The following is a 25,377-nucleotide window of genomic DNA, read 5'->3' as shown; positions in this document are numbered from 1 at the left end:
GAAGTGATCAGGCATGGCTGGGAGAAATCCGGCAACTTCGTGCCGCCAACATACCGCGACACGGGGTGTTTTGTGAAGTAACCGCCGATTAACCTTGTGACGATACGCATTTAATGCTTATTTTATAGGGGCTAAGCGCAGTGCGACGCTGGCTGTCCCCACAGATTCTATGGTCATAACATGAATAAAGAAGCATTCTACACCGAATTAAAACGTGACATGGGCGCGCTGCTGGCCGGCGAGACCAACTTTATCGCCACCCTCTCCAACGCCAGCGCGCTGCTCTATGAGCGCCTGGAGGGCGTCAACTGGGCCGGGTTCTACCTGATGGATGGTAAAACGCTGGTGCTCGGGCCGTTCCAGGGCAAGATTGCCTGCGTGCGCATCCCGGTTGGGAAGGGCGTGTGCGGCACCGCCGTGGCCGAGGGCACCATTCAGCGCGTGGCGGACGTCCATGCGTTCCCAGGCCACATCGCGTGCGACGCTGCCAGCAATGCCGAAATTGTCCTGCCGCTGCGGGTCAATGGCGAAGTGATTGGCGTGCTGGATATCGACAGCACCGTCTATAACCGCTTCGACCAGGAGGACGAAACCGGTCTGGCGGCCGTGGTCGAGACGCTCTGCACCCTGCTGGAAGCATGTGAAGCAGGAAAATATGTTCGCCTTTCTCACGATGATTAACGGATAACGTGGCATTTACTGATGGCGTCATTATAATGGCGCCTGTTCATGCCTGCGCCGGTTGGCAAACCCGTTGTAATCAGGAAATTTCATGGAAAATCAACCTAAGTTGAACAGTAGTAAAGAAGTCATCGCCTATTTGGCTGAGCGGTTCCCGCTCTGTTTCACCGCCGAAGGCGAAGCGCGCCCATTAAAGATCGGCATTTTTCAGGATCTGGTGGAGCGCGTCCAAGCTGAGGAGAACCTGAGCAAGACGCAACTGCGCTCTGCCCTGCGCCTCTACACCTCGAGCTGGCGTTATCTGTACGGCGTCAAAGTCGGCGCGCAGCGCGTAGACCTTGACGGCAACCCGTGCGGTGAGCTGGAAGAGCAGCACGTCGAGCACGCGCGTAAGCAGCTGGAAGAGGCGAAAGCTCGCGTCCAGGCCCAGCGCGCCGAGCAGCAGGCCAAGCGCCGCGAAGCCGCCGCCGCTAACGGGGAAGCCCCGGAAGCGCGCCGTCCGCGCCCAGCGGGGAAAAAGCCTGCGCCGCGCCGTGACAACGCCGCTGCCCAGGAGCCTCGCAAGCCGCGCCAGCCGCGTCCTCAGCAGGCCAAAGCGCCACGTGCTGAACGCCAGGATAGCCCGGCCCGCCAAACGGCGCCCGTCACCGATATCTCGAAACTGCAAATTGGCCAAGAGATCAAAGTCCGTGCTGGTAAGAGCGCGATGGACGCAACCGTATTGGAAATTGCCAAAGACGGTGTCCGTGTGCAGCTCTCTTCCGGTCTCGCGATGATCGTGCGCGCAGAACACTTGCAGTTCTGATACGGAGGCCAACCCAGGCATGAACAAATTTGTCAGATTGACCGCGGTAGCGGGGCTGTTGCTGGCGGGCGCAAGCTTTGCCAATGACGCACCCGTGACCCTGGATACGCTTCCGCAGCTCCAGCAGGAGCCGCAGGATGCCACCGTCAGCGAACGCGTGACGGCCCGTTTTACCCGCTCCCACTATCGCCAGTTTGACCTGGACAGTGAATTCTCCGCCAAAATTTTTGATCGCTACCTCAATATGCTGGACTTCAACCACAATGTGTTGATGGCCGCGGATGTGGCGCAATTTGCGGACAAGCGGGGCGAGCTGGGCGACGAGCTAAAAACCGGCAAGCTCGAGACCGCCTATGCCCTGTTCAACCTGGCGCAGAAACGCCGGTTCGAACGCTTCCAATATGCTTTGACGGTGTTGGCCAAACCGATGGACTTCACCGGCAATGACACCATTGACCTCGACCGCAGCAAAGCGCCGTGGCCGAAGGATATCAATGAGCTGAACAGCCTGTGGGACGCGAAAGTCAAATATGACGAGCTGAACCTCAAGCTGACCGGCAAAGATGAGAAAGAGATCCGCGAGATCCTCAACAAGCGCTATCAGTTCGCCATCAAGCGACTGGCGCAGAGCAACAGCGAAGATGTGTTCCAGCTGATGATGAACGCCTTCGCCCATGAGATCGATCCGCACACCAACTACCTCTCGCCGCGCAATACCGAGCAGTTCAACACCGAGATGAGCCTCTCCCTTGAGGGGATCGGCGCGGTGCTGCAACAGGATGATGACTACACCGTCATCAACTCCATGGTGCCGGGTGGCCCGGCGGCCAAGAGCAAAAACATCACCGTGGGCGATCGCGTGGTCGGCGTCGGCCAGAGCGGCAAGCCGATGGTGGATGTGATTGGCTGGCGTCTGGATGACGTGGTGGCACTGATTAAGGGGCCGAAGGGCAGCAAAGTGCGCCTGGAGATCCTGCCAGCTGGCAAGGGCACCAAAACCCGCACCGTGACCCTGACCCGCGAGCGCATCCGTTTGGAAGACCGCGCGGTGAAGATGACGGTGAAGAACGTCGGCAAAGAGAAAGTGGCGGTGATGGATATCCCCGGCTTCTACGTTGGCCTGACGGATGACGTCAAGGTGCAGTTGCAGAAGATGGAGAAGCAGCACGTCAACAGTCTGGTGATTGACCTGCGCACCAACGGCGGCGGCGCGCTGACCGAGGCGGTGTCGCTCTCCGGCCTGTTTATTCCTAGCGGCCCGGTGGTGCAGGTACGTGACAACAACGGCAAGGTGCGCGAAGACAGCGACACGGACGGCGTGGTCTACTACAAAGGCCCGCTGGTGGTGCTGGTTGACCGCTTCAGCGCCTCGGCGTCCGAGATCTTCGCTGCGGCGATGCAGGACTACGGCCGTGCGCTGATTGTCGGCGAACCGACCTTCGGCAAGGGCACCGTGCAGCAGTACCGCTCGCTCAACCGCATCTATGACCAGATGCTGCGCCCAGAGTGGCCGGCGCTTGGCTCAGTGCAGTACACCATCCAGAAGTTCTACCGGGTGAATGGCGGCAGTACCCAGCGTAAGGGCGTAACGCCTGATATCCTGATGCCGACCGGCGTGGAAGCGGCGGACACCGGCGAAGCGTTCGAGGATAACGCCCTGCCGTGGGACAGCATCAACGCGGCTACCTACAGCAAGACCGGCGACATGAAGCCGTTCGTGCCGGAGCTGCTGAAGGCCCACAATGACCGCATCGCCAAGGATCCTGAGTTCCAGAGCATCGCGCAGGACATTGAGAAGTACAAAGCGACCAAGGACAAGCGTGACATCGTCTCCCTCAACTTCGCCCAGCGTGAAAAAGAGAATCAGGAAGATGACGCTACCCGCCTGACGCGCATCAATGAGCGCTTCAAGCGTGAAGGGAAAAAGCCGCTGAAATCACTCGACGATCTGCCGAAGGATTACCAGCAGCCAGACCCTTACCTGGATGAGACGGCGCACATCGCGCTGGATCTGGCCGGGGAGTTGAAGACTTCAGACCAGACCACTGCCGCGAAGTAAGCGGCAGGCCAGAAAAGGCGCACCGAGGTGCGCCTTTTTTTATGCCCGGAAAATATTTCGCTTACACTTTGTCATGATGCGAGACAGATCGCTGCATTATGTAAAGTTTTGTGATTTTAGCAGCTTAAGCGCGTTCAACGCTTGAAACGAGCGGGGAAGCCCATAGGATCTAGGGGGGCAGGCATGTGGCCTGTGTACCATTTCAACAAGAGGAAGTGACATTTTATGATGCGTATAGCGTTATTCCTGCTGACCAACCTGGCAGTCATGGTGGTCTTTGGGCTGGTGCTCAGCCTGACAGGGATCCAATCAAGCAGCGCCATGGGGTTGATGATCATGGCCGGGTTGTTTGGTTTCGGCGGCGCATTGGTTTCGCTGCTGATGTCCAAATGGATGGCGCTGCGCGCCGTTGGCGGCGAAGTGATTGAACAACCCCGCAACCAGACCGAGCGCTGGTTGATGGATACCGTGCGCCAGCAGGCGCAACAGGCGGGCATTGCGATGCCGCAGGTGGCGATTTACCATGCACCGGACATCAACGCCTTTGCCACGGGCGCCCGCCGCGACAAATCGCTGGTGGCCGTGAGTACCGGCCTGTTGCAGAGCATGAGCCAGGCCGAAGCGGAGGCCGTGCTGGCCCACGAGATCAGCCACATCGCCAACGGCGACATGGTGACCATGACCCTGATTCAGGGTGTGGTGAATACCTTCGTCATCTTCATCTCCCGTATGCTGGCGCAGGTGGCGGCAGGCTTCCTCGGCGGCAACCGTGAGGAGGAGGGCGAGGGTGGCAACGGCAACCCGCTGATCTACTTCGCTGTGGCAACCGTGCTGGAGCTGGTGTTTGGCATTTTGGCCAGCATCATCACCATGTGGTTCTCGCGCCACCGTGAGTTTTACGCCGATGCAGGCTCCGCGAAACTGGTGGGCCGTGACAAGATGATCGCCGCGTTGCAGCGTCTGAAGACCAGCCACGAGCCGCAGGAGGCAAGCAGCATGATGGCCTTCTGCATCAACGGCAAGAACAAGTCCTTGAGCGAGCTGTTCATGTCGCACCCGCCGCTGGATAAGCGCATTGAAGCACTGCGCAGCGGCCAGTACCTGAAGTAAGAGTGCACCAAGAAAAAGCCCCGCAGAGCGGGGCTTTTTTTATGCGCGTGGCGAGGGGCCTTTGGCCGCCGTGCCAGGTTGGGTCATGCGCAGGAAACTCACTACCGCGCCACCCGCGGCCAGCGTACCGGCCAACAACAGCGAGGCGTGGGTGCCGTTGTGGTCAAACAGGTTGAACATCAGCGCCACCAGCGCCGCCCCGGTGGTCTGGCCGAGCAGGCGGGCAGTGCCGAGCATACCGCTGGCGCCGCCACTGCGGTTGCGCGGTGCGGCGCTGATGATGGTGTGGTTGTTCGGGGATTGGAACAGCCCGAAGCCCGCACCGCAGATTATCATCCGCCAGATGATGTCCAGATCGCTGGGGTTGTCCGGCAGGAGCGCCAGTGAGACAAGGCCCGAGGCGAACACCGCCAGACCAATTCCCCCCAGCAGCCCGGCGTGGTAACGCTCCACCAGTCGGCCCGCGATGGGCGCCAGCACCATGGTCGCCAGCGGCCAGGGCGTCAGCAGCAGCCCGGTCGCCACCTCATCACGTCCCACCACCGTCTGCAAGAAGAACGGCAGCGAGACAAACGCCAGCATCTGCGCGCTAAAGGAGCAGATCGACGTCCCCAGTGACAGGGCAAAAATCGGGATGCGCAGCAGGTCAACCGGCAGCAACGGGAAGGGCTGGCCCAGCTGGCGACGGACAAAAATCACGCCCACCACCGCCAGCGCCACTAACTCGCCCAACGTCAGCAGCAGGCTCTGCCCTTGGGCAAAGCCGCTCAGCGCGCTGATCAGCAGGCCGAAGGTCAGGGCATTCAGGATAGCGCTGACCAGATCGAATTTCTGCCCCTGACTACGGCTGTTGGCTGGCAGGAACTTCAGCCCCAGCAGCAACGCCAGCAGGCCAATCGGCAGGTTGATGGCGAACAGCCAGGGCCAGGAGGCGAAGGAGAGGATGCCAGCGGCCACCGTTGGCCCGGCGGCGGAGGAGACCGCGACGATCAGCGCATTGATGCCCATGCCGCGCCCCAAATAGCGCTGCGGGTAGATAATGCGAATCAGCGCGGTATTGACGCTCATGATGGCCGCCGCGCCAAACCCCTGTAGGATACGGGCGATGGTCAGGGTGGTCAGAGAGTCTGAGAGCGCGCAAAGCAGCGAGGTAAGGCTGAACACCAGCAATCCCGCCTGATAGATGCGCCGGTAGCCAAGGATGTCTCCCAGTGACGAGAGGGAGAGCAGGGAGATGGTGATGGCCAGCTGGTAGGCGTTCACGATCCAGATAGAGGCGGCCGGGCTGGCATTCAGGTCATGGGCGATGGTCGGCAGCGCCACGTTGGCGATGGCACTATCCAGCACGGACACGGTGATGCCCAGCGCAATCGCCAGGATCGCGCCATAACGTTGGGGGACGGGCAGGCCGTCAGCTTGGGTTGCGGTCATAAATCCGATGTAATGGAGAGCAAAAGGTATAAAATATTAACATGCTAACCTTTTATGGCGGCCCGCGATGGGCATTAGATAACGCCTTTTTCACCCGCCCAAACAGTCAATTATAGTGCAGGGACTTGCGCAGCTGGCTGGGACTGATGCCAAACGCCTTTTTAAACGAGGTGGAAAAATTGTTGCTGTCGCTGAAACCGCAGGCGAAGGCGATTTCGGTCAGGGTGTCATCCGAGGATTGGATCTGGTACTTCGCCCGGTTGAGCCGCAGGGTGTTGAGGTATTTTTGGGGCGTCTGGCCGGTGTGGCTGAGGAACTGGCGGTGTAGGGTGCGCGGCGTGATATAAAACCGTTCAGCAAGCGCCTCCCAGTTCACCTCGTCCAGCGGGTTTTGCTGTAGATAGAGCAGAATCTGTTGCAGCTTATCCTGATTGGAGTCGCTGTGGCTGATGCGGTAGCGGCCCTGATGCAACAGCAGCAGAATGCGCAGGAACAGCGTCTCCTGGCGGCACTGCTCAATCAGGGGCACCGGGCTGGTCTCCTGCCGCATCTCATCCAGCAGGCTTTTCAGCGCCTTTTTCAGTGTCGGGCTAATGTTCCAGACACAGCCATCATCCGGCGTTGGCAGCAGGTGAGTGAAGTTTTTGATAAAGGTGAAGTTATCACTGGGCCGGTAGAGGATATTGACCAGCCGCAGGTCATCCACCTGCTCAAACAGATGGCGGTCGCTGGCGTTGATGTAAAAGCACATGCCGCAGTTGATGGTGTACGGGAAGTCGTTCAACACATGCAGGCCGCTGCCGCCGTCAACAATGAAGATTTCGTTGAAGTCATGGGTGTGCTCTGGGAAGGGTTCCTGAGGCTCACGGAATGCCAGGGCCACCGCATCTTCCCGGTGCGGGAAGTAGTCATCACTGCGCAAGGTATACATACGTTTCTCTCACTCAGACAGGCCGCGCCGCAGCGGTCAGATAGGGGTATGGTGTTAATTAAAACGCATAAATAAAAAAAATAAACCGACGTTTCATTAAATTGTGACGCAGGTGAGATATTTTCGCATTTGGCATGAGAAAGCGTGAAAGGGCGGAAAAAGTGCCGTAGATTGCTATGGTGATTGCATTTCTCTTATACTGAATTGCTGTTCTGATTTTTTTAAAACCCATTCATGCCCGCGGCCATTGGTCGCTGAAACAGGTAAGACACCATGGCGATTGCAGATCTTGATAAACAACCCGATTCCGTCTCATCCGTGCTGAAAGTCTTCGGCATCCTTCAGGCGCTGGGGGAGGAGCGGGAGATCGGCATCACCGAACTTTCGCAGCGGGTGATGATGTCCAAGAGCACCGTCTACCGTTTTCTGCAGACCATGAAGTCATTGGGCTATGTCGCGCAGGAGGGGGAGTCGGAGAAGTATTCACTGACGCTGAAGCTGTTTGAGCTGGGTGCCAAGGCGCTGCAAAACGTCGATCTGATCCGTAGCGCGGACATCGAGATGCGTGAACTCTCCAAATTGACGCGCGAGACCATCCACCTCGGGGCGCTGGATGAGGACAGCATCGTCTACATCCACAAAATTGACTCGATGTATAACCTGCGCATGTACTCGCGCATTGGCCGCCGCAACCCGCTGCACAGCACCGCCATCGGCAAGGTGCTGCTCGCCTGGCGTGACCGTAATGACGTGGCTGAAATCCTGTCGCAGGTGGAGTTCACCCGCAGTACCACGCGTACCGTGGGCAGCGCCGAGGAGCTGATGCCGGTGCTGGAGACGGTGCGCGAGCAGGGCTACGGTGAGGACAATGAGGAGCAGGAGGAGGGGCTGCGCTGCCTGGCGGTGCCGGTCTTTGACCGCTTTGGGGTGGTGATTGCTGGCCTGAGCATGTCCTTCCCCACCATCCGTTTCTCGGAAGAGGCCAAGGCCCACTACGTGGAGATGCTGCACACCGCCGCCCGCAATATCTCTGAGCAGATGGGCTACCACGACTACCCCTTCTAAATTGCAGCCATAAAAAAAGGCCGGGATAACCCGGCCTTTTTTGTGTGCGATGCGCTTAACGGTGTGCCAGTTCGGCGCTCTCGTCTGCGTTCATCACGCTCTTGTCGGTCTGGCGCATCAGCTGGCTGGTCACCGTACCGGCGGTCATGGAACCGCTGACGTTCAGCGCGGTACGGCCCATGTCAATCAGCGGCTCCACAGAGATCAGCAGCGCCACCAGCGTCACGGGCAAGCCCAGCGCCGGCAGCACGATCAGCGCGGCGAAGGTCGCACCGCCGCCCACGCCTGCCACACCGGCTGAGCTGAGGGTCACGATGCCTGCCAGAGTGGCGATCCACGCCGGGTCAAACGGGTTGATGCCCACGGTCGGGGCCACCATGACTGCCAGCATCGCCGGGTAGAGGCCGGCACAGCCATTCTGGCCGATGGTGGCACCAAAGGAGGCGGAGAAGCTGGCGATTGACTCCGGCACGCCAAGGCGGCGGGTCTGCGCTTCCACATTCAATGGGATGCTGGCGGCGCTGGAGCGGCTGGTGAAGGCGAAGGTGATCACCGGCCAGACCTTGCGGAAGAAGCGGCCAGGGTTAACGCCGACGCCTGCCAGGAACAGCGCGTGTACCACGAACATGATGCCGAGGCCGAGGTAGGAGGCGACCACAAAGCTGCCCAGCTTGATAATGTCCTGCACGTTGGAGCCAGCGACCACTTTGGTCATCAGCGCCAGCACGCCATACGGGGTCAGCTTCATCACCAGACGCACCAGCTTCATCACCCAGGATTGCAGGGTGTCGATGGCGGTCAGCACGCGCTCGCCTTTGACTTTGTCATCTTTCAGCAGGTGCAGCGCGGCCACACCCAGGAAGGCGGCGAAGATCACCACGCTGATGATGGAGGTCGGGTTGGCACCGGTCAGTTCGGCGAACGGGTTTTTCGGCACGAAAGAGAGCAGCAGCTGCGGCACGGTCAGGTCAGAGACCTTGCCCGCATAGTTGCTCTGGATGGCGGCCAGACGCGCGCTCTCCTGCGCACCCTGCACCAGCCCTTCGGCGGTCAGGTTGAACAGCCAGGTCACGAACACGCCGACCAGTGCGGCGATAAGCGTGGTGATCAGCAGCGTACCGATGGTCAGCAGGCTGATTTTGCCGAGCGACGAGGCGTTATGCAGCTTGGCAACGGCGCTCAGGATAGAGGCGAACACCAGCGGCATCACAATCATCTGCAACAGCTGCACGTAGCCGTTACCAACAATATTGAACCAGCTGATGGACTCTTTCAGTGTGGCGCTCTCTGCGCCATAGACTGCTTGCAGCCCCAGGCCAAACAGCACGCCCAGTACCAGACCGGCCAGCACCTTTTTCGCCAGGCTCCATTGGGTGCGGCGGGTCAGCGCCAGCAGCCACAGCAGCGCGACAAACACCACGACATTTATGACGAGCGCAAGGTTCATACTCATCTCTCCAGAAGTAAACGGGTTAAACAGTGAATCATTTTCAGGTTGGCCCACTTTGCAGTGCCTTCACCTGATAAAGCGATGGCGCATAGGGTAACAGGCCGCATCGCGCGGCCTTATAACCAGATCTTATGGCTTATAACTTTTTGTATTTTTTTGTGCGATCTTTCACCGGCTTGATGATAAGCCGGTCAGATAGATGTGAAGTTTTTGATGAGCGCGCTGACATCCTGCAAGTGCAACATGCTGGCCAGCGCTGGCCCTTGTTGCCACCAGACCGCCAGCCCCACCAGCAGCAGGCAGAGGGTGCGCTCCCGCTGGTTGCCGCGCTGGCTGTTGAGGATCGGCATACGGAAGCGCCAGCGGAAGGGCCACAGCAGCGGTACGCCAGCCGGGGTCAGCATATCTGCCACGATGTGGCTGAGGTAGCCAACAATCATGGCATGCAGCACATCCAGCGGGATGCCCCACTCCGGCGGCAGTTTGGCGCGGAACAGCAGAATGCCGATCGCCACTGCCAGCAGGCTATGGGTAAAGCCACGGTGGCCAAACATGCGCGAGATCGGGACGGAGATCCACTTCAGCCGTCGGCCAAGCAGCGAGCGGGGGTGATCAATGTCGGGCAGCAGGGAGGTAACCAGCGCGCCGGGAATAATGTGCCACCAGTCGCCTTGGGCCAGCTCAGGGGTAAGCTCGGCCTTTTTCGCAAAAATGGCGCAGGCAACGGAAAAAATGAGATGCCCTTCGGCGGTCATAACCAAACATCCTGACGGGTAAAACTGTTATTTTATCCAGTATAAGGCATATTCAGGGACGGCGGAAGCGGTGACGGTGTAACTATTTGCAAGCACAGGGAAATATCGCGCATAAAAAACGCGGCCATTGGCCGCGTGATAAAGGAAAGACGTTAGCGCGCCAGCCAACCGCCGTCAACCGCCAGCGTGTAGCCGTTGACATAGTCCGAGGCTTTGGACGCCAAAAATACCACCGGCCCCATCATATCCTCTGGCACCCCCCAGCGGCCCGCCGGGATGCGGTCGAGGATCTCCTTGCTGCGATCCTCATCCTCACGCAGTTGCTGGGTGTTGTTGGTTACCATGTAACCCGGCGCGATGGCGTTGACGTTGATGCCATGCTTCGCCCACTCGTTGGCCAGCAGGCGGGTGACGCCCAGCACCGCACTCTTCGAAGCGGTGTAGGAGGGGACGCGGATGCCGCCCTGATAAGAGAGCATTGAGGCGATGTTGATGATCTTGCCGCCGTCGCCCTGCTGGATAAACTGCTTCGCCACCGCTTGCGACAGGAAGAAGACGGTTTTGATGTTGACGTTCATCACCTCATCCCACTCCTGCTCACTGAACGCCAGGGCGTCCTGGCGGCGGATAATGCCCGCGTTGTTGACCAGGATATCGATGCGGCCAAAGTGCGCCACCGCCTGCTCCAGAATGCCGGGGATCACCTCGATGCTGCTCAGATCCGCCCGGATACTCAGGAAGCGACGCCCGAGCGCTTCCACCGCCTGTTGGGTCTCGCCAGCGTCAGAGTGGGTGACGCCAATAATGTCGCATCCCGCCTGCGCCAGCCCGATGGCCATTCCCTGACCCAACCCGGTGTTGCACCCCGTTACCAGGGCCACTCGATCTTTCAGTTCAAACGCGCTCAGCATCATCGTTCACTCTCTTATGGCAGCTGTTTTATGCAGGTGAAGGTCACGGCGTCTAGCGCAGGTCGCGGACGGCGACGTGGTCCATATCGCCGAAGACCTGATTTTCGCCGATCATGCCCCAGATGAAGGTGTAGCGCTTGGTGCCGACGCCCGCGTGGATTGACCAGCTGGGTGAAATCACCGCCTGCTCATTCTGCACCAGCAGGTGGCGCGTCTCCTGCGGCTGGCCCATCATGTGGAACACGGCGGTCTCTTCATCCATGTCGAAGTAGAAGTAGACCTCCATCCGGCGCTCATGGGTGTGGCACGGCATGGTATTCCACAGATTGCCGTCGGCCAGCTTGGTCAGCCCCATCGTGAGCTGGCAGGTGGGGAGCACATCCGGCACGATAAATTTGTTGATGGTGCGGCGGTTGCTGGTGGCGTCCTCGCCCAGCGTCTGCGGCGATGCCTCGGCCAGCGTGATTTTGCGGTTGGGGTAGGTGGTATGTGCCGGCGCGCTGTTGTAGTAGAACTTGGCCGGGCGTGATGCCTCGACGCTGCTGAACTCCACCACCTCTGCACCTTTGCCGACGTATAGCGCCTCTTCGTTACCTACCTCGAAAGTTTCGCCATCCACCACAATCAGCCCCGGCCCGCCAATGTTGATCACGCCCAGTTCGCGGCGCTCCAGGAAGTAACTCACCCCCAGCTGCTTGCCCACCTCGCCGCCAATCGAGACCGTCTTCTGCACCGGCTTGATGCCGCCAATGATGATGCGGTCGATGTGGCTGTAGGTCATGGTGTAGGTATCGTCTTCGAAAATCTTTTCGATCAGGAACTCACGGCGCAGGCCGGCGGTGTCGAGCTGTTTGGCGTGGTCGCTGTGGATGCTTTGACGGACTTGCATGTCAGTGCCTCATAGGGATTGGGGAGGAAGGGAGAGGGATGCGCCGGGCAGAGGGAGAGGCCGCGTGGCAGCGACAGCCTGCCCATCTTGGGCGCCCGGTGCATCCTCGTCTTCACAAAGCATAGTGCCGGCGGTATATGAATTCAATAAAAATGAAATGACGTTTTATTTATACTTTGAGCGGCGTCATGCTTTTGCACCCGGCAACTGACGCCCAGCCGGACGGGGCTGCTATCATTGCCCAAGTAATCCCACTTATGGCGACAGGAGCAGGGCATGAACACATTCTTTTTTGATCAGGAGACCCCGTGGGAAGATCTGGGGCGGGGCGTCAGACGCAAGGTGATGACCTGGAGCGAAGATTTAATGATGGTGGCGGTGCAGTTTGATGAGAGGGCGATCGGCACGCCGCACAGCCATGAGATCCATGACCAGATCGCCTACGTCGCCGCTGGCAGTTTTGAGGTGGAGATTGAGGGGGCGAAACGGGTGCTGAAAACCGGCGACGCCTACCGGGCGGTAAAACATGAGATGCACGGCGTGGTGGCGCTGGAGCCAAACAGCCTGCTGATTGACACCTTTTCGCCAAAACGCGCCGACTTCCTCTAAGTGCGTGAACGGGCGGCACGCCGCCCGCCATGCCGCCTTAGCGCAAGTGCGCCGCCGTCAGTTGTGCCAGAGAGTCCAGCCGGATGTCAGCCAGCGCCCAGCGCACGTCCCCCCGATCCCCCGGCGCGGGCACCACGATAGAGCGCATCCGCGCCGCCTTGGTGGCGATCATGCCGTTGACTGAATCCTCCAGCGTTACGCAGTTCAAGGGATCGACCCCCAGTTGCTGCGCCGCCAGCAGGTAGACCTCCGGGTGCGGTTTGCTGTAGGCGAGGGGCTGGGCCGAGACGCGCACCGGGAAATCCGCCTCCAGCCCAAACATCGCCAATACCCGGTCAATCATCATACGCGGCGAAGCAGAGGCGATGCCGATTTTCAGCCCCAGCTGGCGACAGAGCGCCAGCGCGTGGCCGACGCCCGGCAGCAGCGGCTGTTGCTGCTCAACCAGCGCCAGGGTGCGGTCAATGATGCGCGCTGCCACCTCCGCCTGACTTGGGCCTTGCCACGGCATCGTTTGATACCACATCGCCACCACCTGATCGATGCGTAACCCCAGCGTGTCGGGCAGGCTGTCACGCTGGGAGAGATCCAGCCCCAGCGTGCCGAAAATATCCAGCTCGGCTTGAGTCCATAGCGGCTCTGAATCAATCAGCAGGCCATCCATATCAAAAATCACGGCGTGTATCGGGCGAACATAGGCCATGCGCAACGGCTCCTCGTGGCAAGTGAACGGAATCTGCCGCCACTGTAGCACCGTGGCCGCGCTCTGCTAAATGATTAAATGGTTGGGCGGAATTTCTATCTGTGGGTAAACTTGGCAGATGGAAATCACGTCTATACAAGGGGAAACCATGACGTATCAACAGGCGGGGCGCATCGCCGTGCTCAAAAGGATTGCGGGCTGGGTGGTCTTTATCCCGGCGCTGCTCTCGACGCTGGTGTCATTGCTGAATTTTATCTACGCGCAGAGCAAGCAGACGCAGGGCATCAATGCGGTCATGATCGATTTCATGCATGTGATGATTGAGATGGCCCGCTTCAATACGCCTTTCCTGAACACTTTCTGGCAAAATTCGCCGGTGCCCGTGCTGGGGCAGGGGTTGGCCGGTGCCAACCTGATGTTCATCCTCATCTATATTTTGATCTTTGTCGGACTGGCGCTGCGCGCCTCGGGCGCGCGGATGTCACGTCAGGTGCGCCATGTGCGTGAAGGGGTGGAGGACCAGATGATCCTCGAGCAGGCGCGCGGCACGGAGGGGCGCAGCCGGGAGCAGGTGGAGGAGAGAATTAGCCTGCCGCACCACACCATCTTCCTGCAATTCTTCCCGCTCTATGTGCTGCCGGTGATCATTGCGGTGCTGGCCTGGCTGGTGCTGCGGCTGGTGGGGCTGATTGCCTGAGGCCGCGTCTCAGGCATTCTCTGGGTAGAGCAACTGGTCGACGGCGCGCTGCGCCGCCACCAGATGCTGGCCGCCAAACAGGTTGCTGCGGTTGAGCAGGGTATAGAGCTGGTAGAGCGGCTGGCGATCCAGAAAGTCAGCGGGCAGCGGCCAGATGCTCTGGTAGCCGTCATAGAGCTGGGCGGCAATCTGCGGGTAGCGCGGCAGCAGCGCCAAATCGCACTCGCGGTCGCCCCAGTAGCAGGCTGGGTCAAACAGCACTGGCCCCGACGGGCCAAGGGCGCAGTTACCCGCCCACAGATCGCCATGCAGCAGCGAGGGCTGGGGCTGGTGGCCGTAGAGCCGCTGTTTGACCGCCTCAATGATCTCCTCCATGTTGCCGAAGGTCATGCCCTGTTCGGCCGCCAACTGTAACTGCCAGCCAATGCGCTGCTCGGCGAAGAAGGTGCTCCAGCGCCGCTGCCAGCTGTTGGGCTGCGGCAGCGTTGCCAGTTCATTGTCAAAATCCAGCCCAAACTGCAACTGCTCGCTCCACTGGTGCAGGCAGGCCAGCTGCTGGCCAAGGCGGTAGGCCCCGTGGCCATCCAGCGGGCGCAGGGGAATGAACTCCAGCAGCAGGAAGCTCTCTTCACGATCGCTCCCCACGCCATACACCTCCGGCACCCGCACCGTCTGGCTGCGTGCCAGCAGCGCCAGCTGATCCGCCTCGGCAGTGAACATCGGCAGCAGATCGCGGCGGTCAGCCTTGACGAACACCTCGTGCTCGCCGTAACTGAGCCGCCAGGCCGGGTGGATCTCACCGCCGGGCAGTGACACGCGCTCGCGGATCTCCGCCGGGCCCAAGTGATCATTCAACAGGTGACTGATGGCTTGCCACATACTATTCCCCTCCGTCCGGCCGATGATTCATCAGGTTGCATGCAAATCACTGATTACGATCTGGCGCACAGGCTGGCGCGTGGGCGCCCGCCGGGGCAGGTTGCCCTAAGAAGTATATACGCGTTTGATACTACGGCTAAAAAAAGAGCAACTTTTTCCGGCGCGACTCACTCCTTGGGCGTCAGCCGCGTCTGGTCGATCTGCGCCAGATAGTCCGCCAGCGTCTCCAGCGTCACTTCCGGGCGGCGGCCCAGTGCCGTCTCACCCAGCCGTTCGGCCAGTTCCCGCGTCTCCTCCTCGCTGCGCACGCCAGTCACGCCGTAGCTGTTGCTGCCCAGTTCGTGTAGCACGCCCTGTTCATCCGTCAGGGTGGTGGTGAAGCCAGCCAGCGTCAGCTGGTTGGTCAGGTTGGCCGGGTCTGCCAGACTCTCCTCCTGATAGCGGAACGTCACCACATAGCGTTGGATATCCATACTGTTCCTCCTGATTAATGAGATATTCATCAGGATAGTCCAATAATCCTATTCAGGTGCCGCTTCGCTGCCGGTATGCTGACGCGCACCCCCGCTTAACGCGTTTGAATAAGGAAGAGAGCCACGTGAAGCGACAGATCGGTTATTTGCTGGCGGTATTGCTGCTGGCCAGCTGCGCCAGCCATAAAGAGGCGCCACAGCCCGCACGGCGCGGCAGCAATCAGGTGTTCACCGGCACCAATATGGCGGCACTGGAGTACGCGAACGTGATCCATCAGGCCGCCCGGCGCTATAACGTCGATGAGACGCTGGTGAAGGCGATTATCCAGGTGGAGTCGGGCTTCAACCCAGCGGTGGTCAGCCGCTCCAATGCCATTGGGCTGATGCAGCTGAAAGCCTCGACCGCTGGGCGGGACGCTTATCAGCTTAAGGGCCGACGCGGCCAGCCGAGCAGCCGCGAATTGAAGGATCCGGCCATCAATATCGATCTGGGCACCGCCTACCTCAGCATGCTGCAACGCCAGCTGGCAGGCATCGACAACCCGCTGACCCAGCGGTATGCCATCACCGTGGCCTATGTTAACGGCGCGGGCGCGCTGCTGCGCACCTTCTCCTCCGATCGCCAGCAGGCCGTGCGCGCCATCAACCGCCTCTCGCCAGAGGACTTCTACGCCCATATTCAGGCCAAGCATCCGGCCCCGCAGGCACCGCGCTATCTGTGGAAAGTGAACACCGCCTACCAGTCGCTGACCCCGGATGCCTAAACGGCAGCACACTGGCGAGGGGAAAAGCGGCCGGGGAGATTGATAATGCAATCAATTCTCATTACTATCTTGGCACACTTTATTTACAGGAGTTCCTTGTGCCACGTTTCCTCTCCCTGCTGGCTGCCGCTGTGGCGCTCAGCTGTGCCGCGCCGGCGGTTGCCACCACCTATCCGTTGACCGTCACTGACACCGCCGGGCAGACCCTGACCCTTAAACAGGAGCCGAAACGCATCATCGTGCAGGATGGCCGTGACATTCTGGCGCTGGCGCTGCTGGATCGTGAAAATCCATTTGGCCGCGTGGTGGCCTGGAACAACCTGTTGAAAAAGGGCGACAACGCGACCTGGCAGATCCTCGACACCAAATGGCCGGCGGCGAAAAAAATTCTCGACATGGGTTTCAGTGACAAAGGGGAAGTCAATCTGGAGAGCGTGATTGCTGAGCGCCCTGACCTGATGATCGCGCAGTTGCGCGCCAAACCGGCCCTGAGCGAAACCGGGGTGCTGGAGAAGATGAAGGCGCTGAATGTGCCGGTGCTGTTCATCGACACCATGCAAAAACCGGTGGAGGACACGCCGAAGAGCATCACGCTGCTGGGCGAGGTGCTCAATCGCGAGCAGGAGGCCAAGGAGTACACGGACTTCTACCAGCAACACTACCGTATGCTGCTCGACAAGACCGCCAGCGTTGAGCCAAAACCGCTGGTGTTCATTGAGGCGAAAGCGGGCCTCGGTGGGCTGGATGCCTGCTGCTTTACCCACGCCCACGTAGGGTGGGGCGCGCTGGTCGAAGCGGTTGGCGCGCGCAATGTCGGCTCCTCCCTGCTGCCCGGCCCGACGGGTGACGTCTCGCTGGAGAAGGTGATCAGCCTGAAACCGGATGTCTATATCGTCTCCGGTTCCCAGTGGGCCAGCAAGAATAACGCGGCAGTGCCGTTCGGTTACAACGTCACGCAACAGCAAGTGGATGCCGCTTTCAATACGCTGCGCACACGTGCGGGCTTCAGCGAAGTGAAGGCGCTGCGTGACAACCGTTTCTACGGCGTTTACCACAACTTCTACAACCATCCGTACAATATCGTCGGGCTGGAGTTCCTCGCCAAGGACATCTACCCGCAGCAGTTCGCCGCCCTCGACCCGAACCGCACCTGGAATGAGATCCTGAGCCGCTTCACCACCATCCCCGCTGGCACCGGTGTGCTGGGCGCTCAGGCACCGGCCCAGTGATTCCCCGGCCCGGCCACTGGCCGGGCCTTCGCTTTCCCCCCTCTGCGTCAACCAATCTGCCGATCGCCAAGAAAGGGGTTGGAATCAGCAAATTATTTAGTGTTACTATCCACAGGCTGTCCGGCTTTGGCCGGAGGATTCACTGTTTGCCCGGTTGGGGGGAAATGTAACAATTGTGGGTTAGATTTTCGCTCAACACGCTGAATATACACTTAAATTTATTACTGCATGTGAACTGTCGTGTGGTTCACCACTGTAGATAAGGAATTATCATGCCTGTTATTACTCTTCCAGATGGAAGCCAGCGCCACTTTGACCATGCCGTCTCCCCGATGGATGTCGCCATGGATATCGGCCCGGGTCTGGCGAAAGCCTGTATTGCCGGCCGCGTCAACGGCGAGCTGGTTGACGCCAGCGACCTGATTGAGGCGGATGCCCAGCTGGCCATCATCACCGTTAAGGATCAGGAGGGGCTGGAGATCCTGCGCCACTCCTGTGCGCACCTGCTCGGCCATGCCATCAAGCAGCTCTGGCCGGATACCAAAATGGCCATCGGCCCGGTGATTGACAACGGTTTCTACTATGATGTCGACCTGGATCGCACCTTGACGGACGAAGATCTGGCGCTGCTCGAAAAGCGTATGCACGAGCTGGCGGACAAAGATTACGACGTCATCAAGAAGCGCGTGAGCTGGCAGGAAGCGCGTGACACCTTCGAGTCGCGCGGTGAGACCTATAAGATGGCGATTCTGGATGAGAACATCAGCCATGATGACCATCCCGGCCTCTACCATCACGAAGAGTACGTGGACATGTGCCGCGGCCCGCACGTACCGAACATGCGCTTCTGCCACCACTTCAAGCTGCAAAAGACCTCTGGCGCCTACTGGCGCGGTGACAGCAAGAACAAGATGCTGCAACGCATCTATGGCACCGCCTGGGCGGACAAGAAGCAGCTGAACGCCTACCTGCAACGTCTGGAAGAGGCGGCCAAGCGTGACCACCGCCGCATCGGCAAGCAGCTTGACCTCTACCACATGCAGGAAGAGGCACCGGGCATGGTGTTCTGGCACAACGACGGCTGGACCGTGTTCCGTGAGCTGGAAGCCTTTGTGCGCATGAAGCTGAAAGAGTACCAGTACCAGGAAGTGAAAGGCCCGTTCATGATGGACCGTGTGCTGTGGGAAAAGACCGGCCACTGGGACAACTACAAAGAGGCGATGTTCACCACCTCCTCTGAGAACCGTGAGTACTGCATCAAGCCGATGAACTGCCCCGGCCACGTGCAGATCTTCAACCAAGGCCTGAAGTCCTACCGCGACCTGCCGCTGCGCATGGCCGAGTTCGGCAGCTGCCACCGCAACGAGCCGTCAGGCGCGCTGCATGGCCTGATGCGCGTGCGCGGCTTCACCCAGGATGATGCCCACGTCTTCTGTACCGAAGACCAGGTGCGTGATGAGGTGAACAGCTGCATTAAGATGGTGTACGACATGTACAGCACCTTCGGCTTTGAGAAAATTGTGGTAAAATTGTCGACCCGTCCGGAAAAACGCATCGGCAGTGACGAGATGTGGACCCGCGCTGAGGATGACCTGGCTGCCGCGCTGACTGAAAACGATATTCCGTTTGAGTATCAGCCGGGCGAGGGCGCCTTCTACGGCCCGAAAATTGAATTTACCTTATATGATTGTTTGGATCGTGCGTGGCAGTGTGGTACCGTGCAGCTCGATTTCTCTCTGCCAGGCCGTCTGAATGCCTCTTACGTTGGCGAGAGTAACGACCGTCAGGTCCCGGTCATGATCCACCGCGCCATTTTGGGGTCTATGGAGCGCTTCATCGGTATCCTTACCGAAGAGTACGCAGGCTTCTTCCCAACCTGGCTGGCACCGGTGCAGGTTGTGGTGATGAACATCACCGACAGCCAGTCCGATTACGTCGATCAAGTGACCAAAAAATTGCAAGAAGTCGGCATTCGAGTGAAAGCGGACTTGAGAAACGAGAAGATAGGCTTTAAAATTCGCGAACACACGTTACGTCGTGTCCCGTATATGTTGGTCTGTGGTGATAAAGAGGTCGAAGCAGGCAAAGTGGCCGTTCGTACCCGCCGCGGGAAAGACCTGGGAAGCATGGACGTTAACGAAGTCGTAGACAAACTGCTCAACGAGATTCGCAGCAGAAGTCTTCATCAACTGGAGGAATAGAGTATTAAAGGCGGAAAACGAGTTCAACCGGCGCGTCCGAATCGCATTAACAGAGAAATTCGCGCCCAAGAAGTTCGCCTAACAGGCGTCGATGGCGAGCAGATTGGTATTGTCAGTCTGAATGAAGCTCTTGAGAAAGCTGAGGAAGCGGGCGTTGATTTAGTCGAAATCAGCCCAAATGCCGAGCCGCCGGTGTGCCGTATTATGGATTACGGCAAATTCCTCTATGAGAAGAGCAAATCTACCAAAGAGCAGAAGAAAAAACAGAAAGTTATTCAGGTCAAGGAAATCAAATTCCGGCCTGGTACCGATGATGGCGACTATCAGGTCAAACTACGCAACCTGGTTCGCTTTCTGGAAGATGGCGATAAAGCCAAAATCACCCTGCGGTTCCGTGGGCGTGAAATGGCGCACCAACAGATCGGTATGGAAGTGCTTAACCGCGTCCGTAAAGACCTGTGTGAAGATTCTGATCTGGCCGTTGTCGAATCCTTCCCTACGAAGATCGAAGGCCGTCAGATGATCATGGTGCTCGCACCTAAGAAGAAACAGTAAGGCTTCCAAGTAAAAACTCCCGCGCTGCGTTCGCGCAGTGTGGGTTTTTTTCGCCTGCTGATTCGTTGTAATTAACAATGCGAAGTGGAAATTAAAATGCCAAAGATTAAAACTGTACGTGGCGCCGCTAAACGCTTCAAAAAGACCGCTAAAGGTGGTTTTAAGCGTAAGCACGCTAACCTGCGTCACATTCTGACCAAAAAAGCTACCAAACGTAAACGTCACTTGCGTCCTAAAGGCATGGTTTCCAAGAATGACTTGGGCCTTGTCGTCGCTTGTCTGCCGTACGCATAACTAACTTTTTTAACTCAGAATAGAACTCAGGAGAGCATATGGCTCGCGTAAAACGTGGTGTGATTGCACGTGCACGTCACAAAAAAATCTTAAAACAGGCGAAAGGTTACTACGGTGCTCGTTCGCGCGTATATCGTGTTGCCTTCCAGGCAGTTATCAAAGCTGGACAATACGCTTACCGTGACCGCCGTCAGAAAAAACGCCAGTTCCGTCAACTGTGGATCGCACGTATCAACGCTGCGGCCCGTCAGAACGACATGTCTTACAGCAAATTCATTAACGGCCTGAAAAAAGCCTCTATTGAAATTGACCGTAAGATTCTGGCTGACATCGCAGTCTTCGACAAAGTGGCCTTCAGCGCACTGGTTGAGAAAGCGAAAGCAGCTCTGGCGTAAGTCAGATGAAAAGAGGGAGCTTGCTCCCTCTTTTTACGTTGTAATTCAAAGAACAATTGACTTTTACCGCCGCTAGCCCCGACAATAGCCGTCAGTTGATTTCCAAGGTAATGCAAGCATGAATACCGCTGTTTTCCGCTTCTTTTTTTACTTTAGCGCCTGATTTCAGGAGGCTTCTGCGCGTAAGAAAAGAAACGAAAAGTAGCGCCAAAGCCTCCCTCGCGGAGGCTTTTTTTTTGGCGTCATGAGCAGGCAATGTGTCTCGCCCTTGCAAACCATTCAGTGCCTTGCAGGAGCGGGAGAGGGTTGTCCGGCGCGAATAATAAACAAAGATCGAGAAGAGGAAAGCAATGCCACATCTCGCAGAGCTGGTTGCCAACGCGAAGGCAGCCGTAGAAGACGCCAAAGATACTGCCGCGTTGGAGTTGGTGCGCGTCGAATATTTTGGCAAAAAAGGCCACTTTACCCAGCAGATGCAATCCCTGCGCGAGGTGCCGACCGAGGAGCGCCCGGCTGCCGGTGCGGTGATCAATCAGGCGAAGCAGGAAGTGCAGGACGCCCTGAATGCCCGTAAAAGTGAACTGGACAGCGCCGCCCTGAACGCGCGTCTGGCGCAGGAGACGATTGATGTCTCGCTGCCCGGCCGCCGCATGGAGAATGGTGGGCTGCACCCGGTCACCCGCACTCAGGAGCGTCTGGAAGCCTTCTTTGGCGAGCTGGGCTTCTCCGTCGCCACCGGCCCGGAGATTGAGGATGACTACCACAACTTTGATGCCCTGAATATTCCAGGCCACCACCCGGCGCGCGCTGACCACGATACCTTCTGGTTTGACGCCACCCGCCTGCTGCGCACCCAGACCTCCGGCGTGCAGATCCGCACCATGGAGAACCAGCAGCCGCCGATCCGCATCATTGCGCCGGGCCGCGTCTACCGTAATGACTACGATCAGACCCATACCCCGATGTTCCACCAGATGGAGGGGCTGATCGTGGATAAGGACATCAGCTTCACCAACCTGAAGGGCACGCTGCACAACTTCCTGAACAACTTCTTTGAGGCCGATCTGCAGATTCGCTTCCGTCCCTCCTACTTCCCGTTCACCGAACCCTCTGCGGAAGTGGATGTGATGGGTAAAAACGGCAAGTGGTTGGAAGTGCTGGGCTGCGGCATGGTGCACCCGAGCGTCCTGCGCAATGTTGGCATCGATCCAGAAGTCTACTCTGGCTTCGCCTTTGGCATGGGCATCGAGCGTCTGACCATGCTGCGCTACGGCGTGACGGATCTGCGCGCATTCTTCGAAAACGATCTGCGTTTCCTCAAACAGTTTAAGTAAGGCGGGAATATCACATGAAATTCAGCGAACTCTGGTTGCGTGAGTGGGTAAACCCAGCCATCAGCAGCAATGAACTGGCCGAGCAAATCACCATGGCCGGTTTGGAAGTGGATGACGTCGAGCCAGTGGCGGGCGCGTTCCACGGCGTCGTGGTGGGTGAGGTGGTGGAGTGCGGCCAGCACCCGAACGCCGACAAACTGCGCGTTACCAAGGTCAATGTGGGCGGCGAGCGCCTGCTGGACATCGTCTGCGGCGCGCCAAACTGCCGTCAGGGCCTGAAAGTGGCCGTTGCCACCGTTGGCGCGGTACTGCCGGGCGACTTCAAAATCAAGGCTGCCAAGCTGCGTGGCGAGCCGTCAGAGGGGATGCTCTGCTCCTTCTCTGAGCTGGGCATTTCGGACGACCACAACGGCATCATTGAGCTGCCAGAAGATGCGCCGATTGGCACTGACATCCGTGAATTCCTCAAACTGGATGACAACACCATCGAGATCAGCGTCACGCCAAACCGTGCGGACTGCCTGAGCATCATTGGCGTTGCGCGCGATGTGGCGGTCAATAACCAACTGCCGTTGAATGCGCCGGAAATTGCGCCGGTTGCCGCTACCATTGCTGACACGCTGCCAATCAAGGTGGAAGCCACGGAAGCCTGCCCACGCTATCTGGGCCGTGTGGTGAAAGGGATCAACGTCAAGGCGGCCACCCCGCTGTGGATGAAAGAGAAGCTGCGCCGTTGCGGCATCCGCTCCATCGATCCGGTGGTGGACGTCACCAACTATGTGCTGCTTGAGCTGGGCCAGCCGATGCACGCCTTTGACCTGAACCGCATTGAAGGCGGCATCGTAGTACGTATGGCGCAACCGGATGAGACGCTGGTGCTGCTGGATGGCAACGAAGTGAAGCTGCGCGATGACACCCTGGTGATCGCAGACCACCAGAAAGCGCTGGCAATGGGCGGCATCTTCGGCGGCGAACACTCCGGCGTCAATGAAGAGACGCAGGACGTGCTGCTGGAGTGCGCCTACTTTGACCCGCTGGCAATCACCGGCCGTGCGCGCCGCTATGGTCTGCACACTGACGCTTCCCACCGCTACGAGCGCGGCGTGGATCCGGCGCTGCAACCCAAGGCTCTGGAGCGCGCTACGGCGCTGCTGCTGGCGATCTGTGGCGGTGAGGCTGGCCCGGTGATTGATGCCACCCACGAGGCGACCCTGCCGCAGCCAGCGACCATCACCCTGCGCCGCGAGAAGCTGGCGCGCCTGATCGGCATCGAGATTGCCGATGAGCAGGTCAGCGACATCCTGACGCGCCTTGGCTGCACCGTGACCGCCACCGAGAACGGCTGGCAGGCAGTGGCACCGAGCTGGCGCTTCGACATGCAGATCGAAGAGGATCTGGTGGAAGAGGTGGCACGCGTCTACGGCTACAACAATATTCCCGATGTGCCGGTCAGGGCCAATCTGGAGATGACCAAGCACCGTGAGGCCGATCTGCCGCTGAAGCGCGTGAAAACCCTGCTGGTGGATCGCGGCTATCAGGAAGCGATCACCTATAGCTTCGTTGACCCGAAAGTGCAGGCACTGCTGCACCCCGGCGAGGCATCGCTGGTGCTGCCAAGCCCGATCTCGGTTGAGATGTCCGCCATGCGCCTCTCCCTCTGGACGGGCCTGCTCTCTGCCGTGGTTTACAACCAGAACCGCCAGCAGGGCCGGGTACGCCTGTTCGAGAGCGGCCTGCGCTTTGTGCCTGATCAGGCGGCCGATTTGGGTATCCGACAGGATCTCATGCTGGCAGGGGTGATCGCGGGTAACCGTTATGAAGAGCACTGGGATCTGGCGCGCCAGCCAGTGGACTTCTACGATCTGAAAGGGGATGTCGAAGCAATTCTGGAACTTACTGGCAAAGCAGCGGACATTCAGTTCCGTGCCGCGGCCAATCCGGCGCTGCATCCGGGCCAGAGCGCTGGCATCTATCTGCACGGCGAACACATTGGTTTCATTGGTGTCGTGCACCCAGAACTCGAGCGCAAACTGGATCTTAACAGCCGCACCGTAGTGTTTGAAATCCTCTGGAACAAGGCCGCAGACCGCGTGGTGCCTGACGCGAGCGAGATTTCCCGCTTCCCGGCAAACCGCCGTGACATCGCTGTTGTCGTGGCTGAAAACGTTCCGGCAGACGATATTTTGGCCGAATGTAAGAAAGTTGGCGCAAATCAGGTAGTTGGCGTAAACTTGTTTGATGTGTACCGTGGCAAGGGCGTGGCAGACGGTTTTAAGAGCCTGGCTATCAGTCTGGTATTGCAGGATACCGCTCGTACACTGGAAGAAGAGGAGATCGCCGCTACCGTTGCAAAATGCGTAGAGGCCCTGAAACAGCGATTCCAAGCATCCTTGAGGGATTGAACCTATGGCGCTTACTAAAGCTGAAATGTCAGAACACCTGTTTGAGAAGCTCGGGCTGAGCAAACGGGATGCGAAAGACCTGGTGGAGTTGTTCTTCGAAGAAGTACGTCGTGCTTTGGAGAATGGAGAACAAGTCAAGTTGTCCGGGTTCGGTAACTTCGATCTGCGCGACAAAAACCAACGTCCGGGCCGTAACCCCAAGACGGGTGAGGACATTCCGATTACGGCGCGTCGTGTGGTAACTTTCCGTCCAGGCCAGAAGTTAAAGAGCCGGGTAGAAAACGCGACGCCGAAAGAGTAAGCAAACACCGTAAAAAAAGGCCGCCCAGTGCGGCCTTCTTTTTTTATTCCCGTCCAACGTAATAAGATTTCGCCGATTGCAGCGAGACGTCTTCCATCAATTAATTCCTTTCTTCAGTTCATGTAAATACTCTTCAAGATTATTCTGATATCTGTTAAGGAATAATTAAGGGCGGCGGGAATAAAAAAGGGGAGCATCGCTCCCCTTAATTATTTGGTTGGCTATCATGTGGTTGAATAGATTTTCACACAGGATGGCAAGTGCCGTGCACGTTAGCGCATATGGTGGAAACCGCCGCCTGGGCCGCCGCCACCGCCCCAGCCACCGCCGCCGCCCGGAGGCGGGAACAGGCAACCAGAAAGAGAAGAGACCACCAGAGCAACGCCCATCAGGGCAATTAATTTACGCATCATTGTTATAACCCTCTCATTGAAGAAATCCAGTATATGAAAGC

The 25,377-nt window shown here is 58.6% G+C and carries 27 protein-coding genes and 1 other annotated feature; of the genes, 17 read left to right on the top strand and 10 right to left on the bottom strand.

The window, feature by feature from the left end:
• Positions 1–180 precede the first annotated feature (180 nt).
• The 4 genes from C1N62_RS09700 to htpX all read left to right on the top strand — a co-directional run bounded on the left by C1N62_RS09700 (position 181) and on the right by htpX (position 4,655).
• Positions 181–681 carry a GAF domain-containing protein gene (locus tag C1N62_RS09700; protein ID WP_137763442.1) on the top strand — a complete coding sequence of 167 codons (501 nt, stop codon included), beginning with the start codon at positions 181–183 and terminating at the stop codon, positions 679–681.
• Between the two features lie 91 nt (positions 682–772).
• Entirely contained in the window at positions 773–1,486 is a 714-nt protein-coding gene (gene proQ / locus C1N62_RS09695; protein WP_137763441.1) for an RNA chaperone ProQ, read from the top strand.
• A gap of 19 nt (positions 1,487–1,505) precedes the next feature.
• Positions 1,506–3,545, top strand: coding sequence for a carboxy terminal-processing peptidase (prc, locus tag C1N62_RS09690; RefSeq protein ID WP_137763440.1), 2,040 nt, complete (start codon positions 1,506–1,508; stop codon positions 3,543–3,545).
• Between the two features lie 225 nt (positions 3,546–3,770).
• Positions 3,771–4,655, top strand: coding sequence for a protease HtpX (gene htpX / locus C1N62_RS09685; protein ID WP_137763439.1), 885 nt, complete (start codon positions 3,771–3,773; stop codon positions 4,653–4,655).
• Positions 4,656–4,694: 39 nt separating this feature from the next.
• Here htpX and C1N62_RS09680 read toward each other — a convergent pair whose 3' ends face one another.
• Together C1N62_RS09680 and rhaS are read right to left on the bottom strand one after the other, a co-directional pair.
• Positions 4,695–6,086, bottom strand: a complete 1,392-nt coding sequence (locus C1N62_RS09680) for an MFS transporter (protein WP_137763438.1) — start codon at positions 6,084–6,086, stop codon at positions 4,695–4,697.
• Positions 6,087–6,192: 106 nt separating this feature from the next.
• A complete protein-coding gene (gene rhaS, locus C1N62_RS09675; protein WP_137763437.1) occupies positions 6,193–7,017 on the bottom strand; it encodes an HTH-type transcriptional activator RhaS in 825 nt (274 codons plus the stop codon).
• A gap of 273 nt (positions 7,018–7,290) precedes the next feature.
• On the opposite strand from rhaS, the gene kdgR reads away from it, so the two are divergent.
• Positions 7,291–8,082 carry a DNA-binding transcriptional regulator KdgR gene (gene kdgR, locus C1N62_RS09670; protein WP_137763436.1) on the top strand — a complete coding sequence of 264 codons (792 nt, stop codon included), beginning with the start codon at positions 7,291–7,293 and terminating at the stop codon, positions 8,080–8,082.
• Positions 8,083–8,137: 55 nt separating this feature from the next.
• Here kdgR and C1N62_RS09665 read toward each other — a convergent pair whose 3' ends face one another.
• From C1N62_RS09665 to kduI, 4 genes are all read right to left on the bottom strand, one after another.
• Positions 8,138–9,529: an L-cystine transporter gene (locus C1N62_RS09665; protein WP_168195844.1), complete on the bottom strand. Its 1,392-nt coding sequence runs from the start codon at positions 9,527–9,529 to the stop codon at positions 8,138–8,140.
• Positions 9,530–9,723: 194 nt separating this feature from the next.
• A complete protein-coding gene (locus tag C1N62_RS09660; protein WP_137763434.1) occupies positions 9,724–10,287 on the bottom strand; it encodes a metal-dependent hydrolase in 564 nt (187 codons plus the stop codon).
• 152 nt (positions 10,288–10,439) lie between these two features.
• On the bottom strand, positions 10,440–11,201 hold the full coding sequence (gene kduD / locus C1N62_RS09655; RefSeq protein ID WP_137763433.1) for a 2-dehydro-3-deoxy-D-gluconate 5-dehydrogenase KduD: 762 nt from the start codon (positions 11,199–11,201) through the stop codon (positions 10,440–10,442).
• Between the two features lie 49 nt (positions 11,202–11,250).
• Positions 11,251–12,087 carry a 5-dehydro-4-deoxy-D-glucuronate isomerase gene (gene kduI / locus C1N62_RS09650; protein ID WP_137763432.1) on the bottom strand — a complete coding sequence of 279 codons (837 nt, stop codon included), beginning with the start codon at positions 12,085–12,087 and terminating at the stop codon, positions 11,251–11,253.
• Positions 12,088–12,363: 276 nt separating this feature from the next.
• Between kduI and C1N62_RS09645 the strand changes: the two genes are divergently transcribed.
• Positions 12,364–12,696, top strand: a complete 333-nt coding sequence (locus C1N62_RS09645) for a cupin domain-containing protein (RefSeq protein WP_137763431.1) — start codon at positions 12,364–12,366, stop codon at positions 12,694–12,696.
• Positions 12,697–12,733: 37 nt separating this feature from the next.
• Here the strand turns inward: C1N62_RS09645 and hxpB are convergent, their stop codons facing one another.
• Positions 12,734–13,399, bottom strand: coding sequence for a hexitol phosphatase HxpB (gene hxpB / locus C1N62_RS09640; protein ID WP_137763430.1), 666 nt, complete (start codon positions 13,397–13,399; stop codon positions 12,734–12,736).
• A gap of 148 nt (positions 13,400–13,547) precedes the next feature.
• Here hxpB and C1N62_RS09635 point away from each other — a divergent pair, with 148 nt between their 5' ends.
• A complete protein-coding gene (locus C1N62_RS09635) occupies positions 13,548–14,096 on the top strand; it encodes a YniB family protein (protein ID WP_137763429.1) in 549 nt (182 codons plus the stop codon).
• Positions 14,097–14,105: 9 nt separating this feature from the next.
• Here C1N62_RS09635 and C1N62_RS09630 read toward each other — a convergent pair whose 3' ends face one another.
• Together C1N62_RS09630 and ghoS are read right to left on the bottom strand one after the other, a co-directional pair.
• A complete protein-coding gene (locus C1N62_RS09630; protein ID WP_137763428.1) occupies positions 14,106–14,975 on the bottom strand; it encodes a fructosamine kinase family protein in 870 nt (289 codons plus the stop codon).
• Positions 14,976–15,142: 167 nt separating this feature from the next.
• Positions 15,143–15,448, bottom strand: coding sequence for a type V toxin-antitoxin system endoribonuclease antitoxin GhoS (ghoS, locus tag C1N62_RS09625; RefSeq protein ID WP_137763427.1), 306 nt, complete (start codon positions 15,446–15,448; stop codon positions 15,143–15,145).
• A gap of 125 nt (positions 15,449–15,573) precedes the next feature.
• Between ghoS and C1N62_RS09620 the strand changes: the two genes are divergently transcribed.
• From C1N62_RS09620 to ihfA, 10 genes are all read left to right on the top strand, one after another.
• Positions 15,574–16,212 (top strand): transglycosylase SLT domain-containing protein, encoded by a 639-nt coding sequence (locus tag C1N62_RS09620; RefSeq protein WP_137763426.1) that lies wholly within the window; start codon positions 15,574–15,576, stop codon positions 16,210–16,212.
• 98 nt (positions 16,213–16,310) lie between these two features.
• Positions 16,311–17,441 carry an ABC transporter substrate-binding protein gene (locus C1N62_RS09615; RefSeq protein WP_137763425.1) on the top strand — a complete coding sequence of 377 codons (1,131 nt, stop codon included), beginning with the start codon at positions 16,311–16,313 and terminating at the stop codon, positions 17,439–17,441.
• Positions 17,442–17,713: 272 nt separating this feature from the next.
• Positions 17,714–19,642 carry a threonine--tRNA ligase gene (thrS, locus tag C1N62_RS09610; RefSeq protein ID WP_137763424.1) on the top strand — a complete coding sequence of 643 codons (1,929 nt, stop codon included), beginning with the start codon at positions 17,714–17,716 and terminating at the stop codon, positions 19,640–19,642.
• Positions 19,643–19,645: 3 nt separating this feature from the next.
• Positions 19,646–20,197 carry a translation initiation factor IF-3 gene (gene infC / locus C1N62_RS09605; protein WP_137763423.1) on the top strand — a complete coding sequence of 184 codons (552 nt, stop codon included), beginning with the start codon at positions 19,646–19,648 and terminating at the stop codon, positions 20,195–20,197.
• Positions 20,198–20,293: 96 nt separating this feature from the next.
• Complete coding sequence (gene rpmI / locus C1N62_RS09600) at positions 20,294–20,491, top strand: 50S ribosomal protein L35 (protein WP_137763422.1); 198 nt, start codon at positions 20,294–20,296, stop codon at positions 20,489–20,491.
• 38 nt (positions 20,492–20,529) lie between these two features.
• Entirely contained in the window at positions 20,530–20,886 is a 357-nt protein-coding gene (gene rplT / locus C1N62_RS09595; protein ID WP_013576134.1) for a 50S ribosomal protein L20, read from the top strand.
• Positions 20,887–20,999: 113 nt separating this feature from the next.
• Positions 21,000–21,124: a sequence feature (Phe leader region), on the top strand.
• The gene (pheM, locus tag C1N62_RS23185; RefSeq protein ID WP_168195886.1) at positions 21,005–21,049 is read left to right on the top strand and encodes a pheST operon leader peptide PheM; all 45 of its coding nucleotides are present in this window, start codon (positions 21,005–21,007) and stop codon (positions 21,047–21,049) included. It overlaps the preceding feature by 45 nt.
• A 112-nt stretch (positions 21,125–21,236) precedes the next feature.
• Complete coding sequence (gene pheS, locus C1N62_RS09585; RefSeq protein ID WP_137763421.1) at positions 21,237–22,220, top strand: phenylalanine--tRNA ligase subunit alpha; 984 nt, start codon at positions 21,237–21,239, stop codon at positions 22,218–22,220.
• A 14-nt stretch (positions 22,221–22,234) separates the two neighbouring features.
• Positions 22,235–24,622, top strand: a complete 2,388-nt coding sequence (gene pheT, locus C1N62_RS09580) for a phenylalanine--tRNA ligase subunit beta (RefSeq protein ID WP_137763420.1) — start codon at positions 22,235–22,237, stop codon at positions 24,620–24,622.
• A 4-nt stretch (positions 24,623–24,626) separates the two neighbouring features.
• Positions 24,627–24,923, top strand: a complete 297-nt coding sequence (ihfA, locus tag C1N62_RS09575; RefSeq protein WP_004717732.1) for an integration host factor subunit alpha — start codon at positions 24,627–24,629, stop codon at positions 24,921–24,923.
• A 272-nt stretch (positions 24,924–25,195) separates the two neighbouring features.
• Here ihfA and C1N62_RS23180 read toward each other — a convergent pair whose 3' ends face one another.
• On the bottom strand, positions 25,196–25,336 hold the full coding sequence (locus tag C1N62_RS23180) for a hypothetical protein (RefSeq protein WP_168195782.1): 141 nt from the start codon (positions 25,334–25,336) through the stop codon (positions 25,196–25,198).
• Between the last annotated feature and the right edge of the window lie 41 nt (positions 25,337–25,377).

The organism is Nissabacter sp. SGAir0207 (genome assembly GCF_005491205.1).
In the GTDB taxonomy this organism is placed as follows: domain Bacteria; phylum Pseudomonadota; class Gammaproteobacteria; order Enterobacterales; family Enterobacteriaceae; genus Chimaeribacter.
This window is presented reverse-complemented; position numbering and strand designations above follow the sequence as displayed.

What these genes read in the sequence shown, in the direction of transcription:
- C1N62_RS09630 (WP_137763428.1), bottom strand. Translation starts at nt 14,975, where the DNA reads ATGTGGCAAGCCATCAGTCACCTGTTGAATGATCACTTGGGCCCGGCG.
- C1N62_RS09680 (WP_137763438.1), bottom strand. Translation starts at nt 6,086, where the DNA reads ATGACCGCAACCCAAGCTGACGGCCTGCCCGTCCCCCAACGTTATGGC.
- C1N62_RS23180 (WP_168195782.1), bottom strand. Translation starts at nt 25,336, where the DNA reads ATGATGCGTAAATTAATTGCCCTGATGGGCGTTGCTCTGGTGGTCTCT.
- kdgR (WP_137763436.1), top strand. Translation starts at nt 7,291, where the DNA reads ATGGCGATTGCAGATCTTGATAAACAACCCGATTCCGTCTCATCCGTG.
- C1N62_RS09645 (WP_137763431.1), top strand. Translation starts at nt 12,364, where the DNA reads ATGAACACATTCTTTTTTGATCAGGAGACCCCGTGGGAAGATCTGGGG.
- kduI (WP_137763432.1), bottom strand. Translation starts at nt 12,087, where the DNA reads ATGCAAGTCCGTCAAAGCATCCACAGCGACCACGCCAAACAGCTCGAC.
- ghoS (WP_137763427.1), bottom strand. Translation starts at nt 15,448, where the DNA reads ATGGATATCCAACGCTATGTGGTGACGTTCCGCTATCAGGAGGAGAGT.
- rhaS (WP_137763437.1), bottom strand. Translation starts at nt 7,017, where the DNA reads ATGTATACCTTGCGCAGTGATGACTACTTCCCGCACCGGGAAGATGCG.
- C1N62_RS09660 (WP_137763434.1), bottom strand. Translation starts at nt 10,287, where the DNA reads ATGACCGCCGAAGGGCATCTCATTTTTTCCGTTGCCTGCGCCATTTTT.
- ihfA (WP_004717732.1), top strand. Translation starts at nt 24,627, where the DNA reads ATGGCGCTTACTAAAGCTGAAATGTCAGAACACCTGTTTGAGAAGCTC.
- pheS (WP_137763421.1), top strand. Translation starts at nt 21,237, where the DNA reads ATGCCACATCTCGCAGAGCTGGTTGCCAACGCGAAGGCAGCCGTAGAA.
- proQ (WP_137763441.1), top strand. Translation starts at nt 773, where the DNA reads ATGGAAAATCAACCTAAGTTGAACAGTAGTAAAGAAGTCATCGCCTAT.
- rplT (WP_013576134.1), top strand. Translation starts at nt 20,530, where the DNA reads ATGGCTCGCGTAAAACGTGGTGTGATTGCACGTGCACGTCACAAAAAA.
- pheT (WP_137763420.1), top strand. Translation starts at nt 22,235, where the DNA reads ATGAAATTCAGCGAACTCTGGTTGCGTGAGTGGGTAAACCCAGCCATC.
- C1N62_RS09665 (WP_168195844.1), bottom strand. Translation starts at nt 9,529, where the DNA reads ATGAACCTTGCGCTCGTCATAAATGTCGTGGTGTTTGTCGCGCTGCTG.
- kduD (WP_137763433.1), bottom strand. Translation starts at nt 11,201, where the DNA reads ATGATGCTGAGCGCGTTTGAACTGAAAGATCGAGTGGCCCTGGTAACG.
- C1N62_RS09700 (WP_137763442.1), top strand. Translation starts at nt 181, where the DNA reads ATGAATAAAGAAGCATTCTACACCGAATTAAAACGTGACATGGGCGCG.
- rpmI (WP_137763422.1), top strand. Translation starts at nt 20,294, where the DNA reads ATGCCAAAGATTAAAACTGTACGTGGCGCCGCTAAACGCTTCAAAAAG.
- C1N62_RS09635 (WP_137763429.1), top strand. Translation starts at nt 13,548, where the DNA reads ATGACGTATCAACAGGCGGGGCGCATCGCCGTGCTCAAAAGGATTGCG.
- hxpB (WP_137763430.1), bottom strand. Translation starts at nt 13,399, where the DNA reads ATGGCCTATGTTCGCCCGATACACGCCGTGATTTTTGATATGGATGGC.
- htpX (WP_137763439.1), top strand. Translation starts at nt 3,771, where the DNA reads ATGATGCGTATAGCGTTATTCCTGCTGACCAACCTGGCAGTCATGGTG.
- prc (WP_137763440.1), top strand. Translation starts at nt 1,506, where the DNA reads ATGAACAAATTTGTCAGATTGACCGCGGTAGCGGGGCTGTTGCTGGCG.
- thrS (WP_137763424.1), top strand. Translation starts at nt 17,714, where the DNA reads ATGCCTGTTATTACTCTTCCAGATGGAAGCCAGCGCCACTTTGACCAT.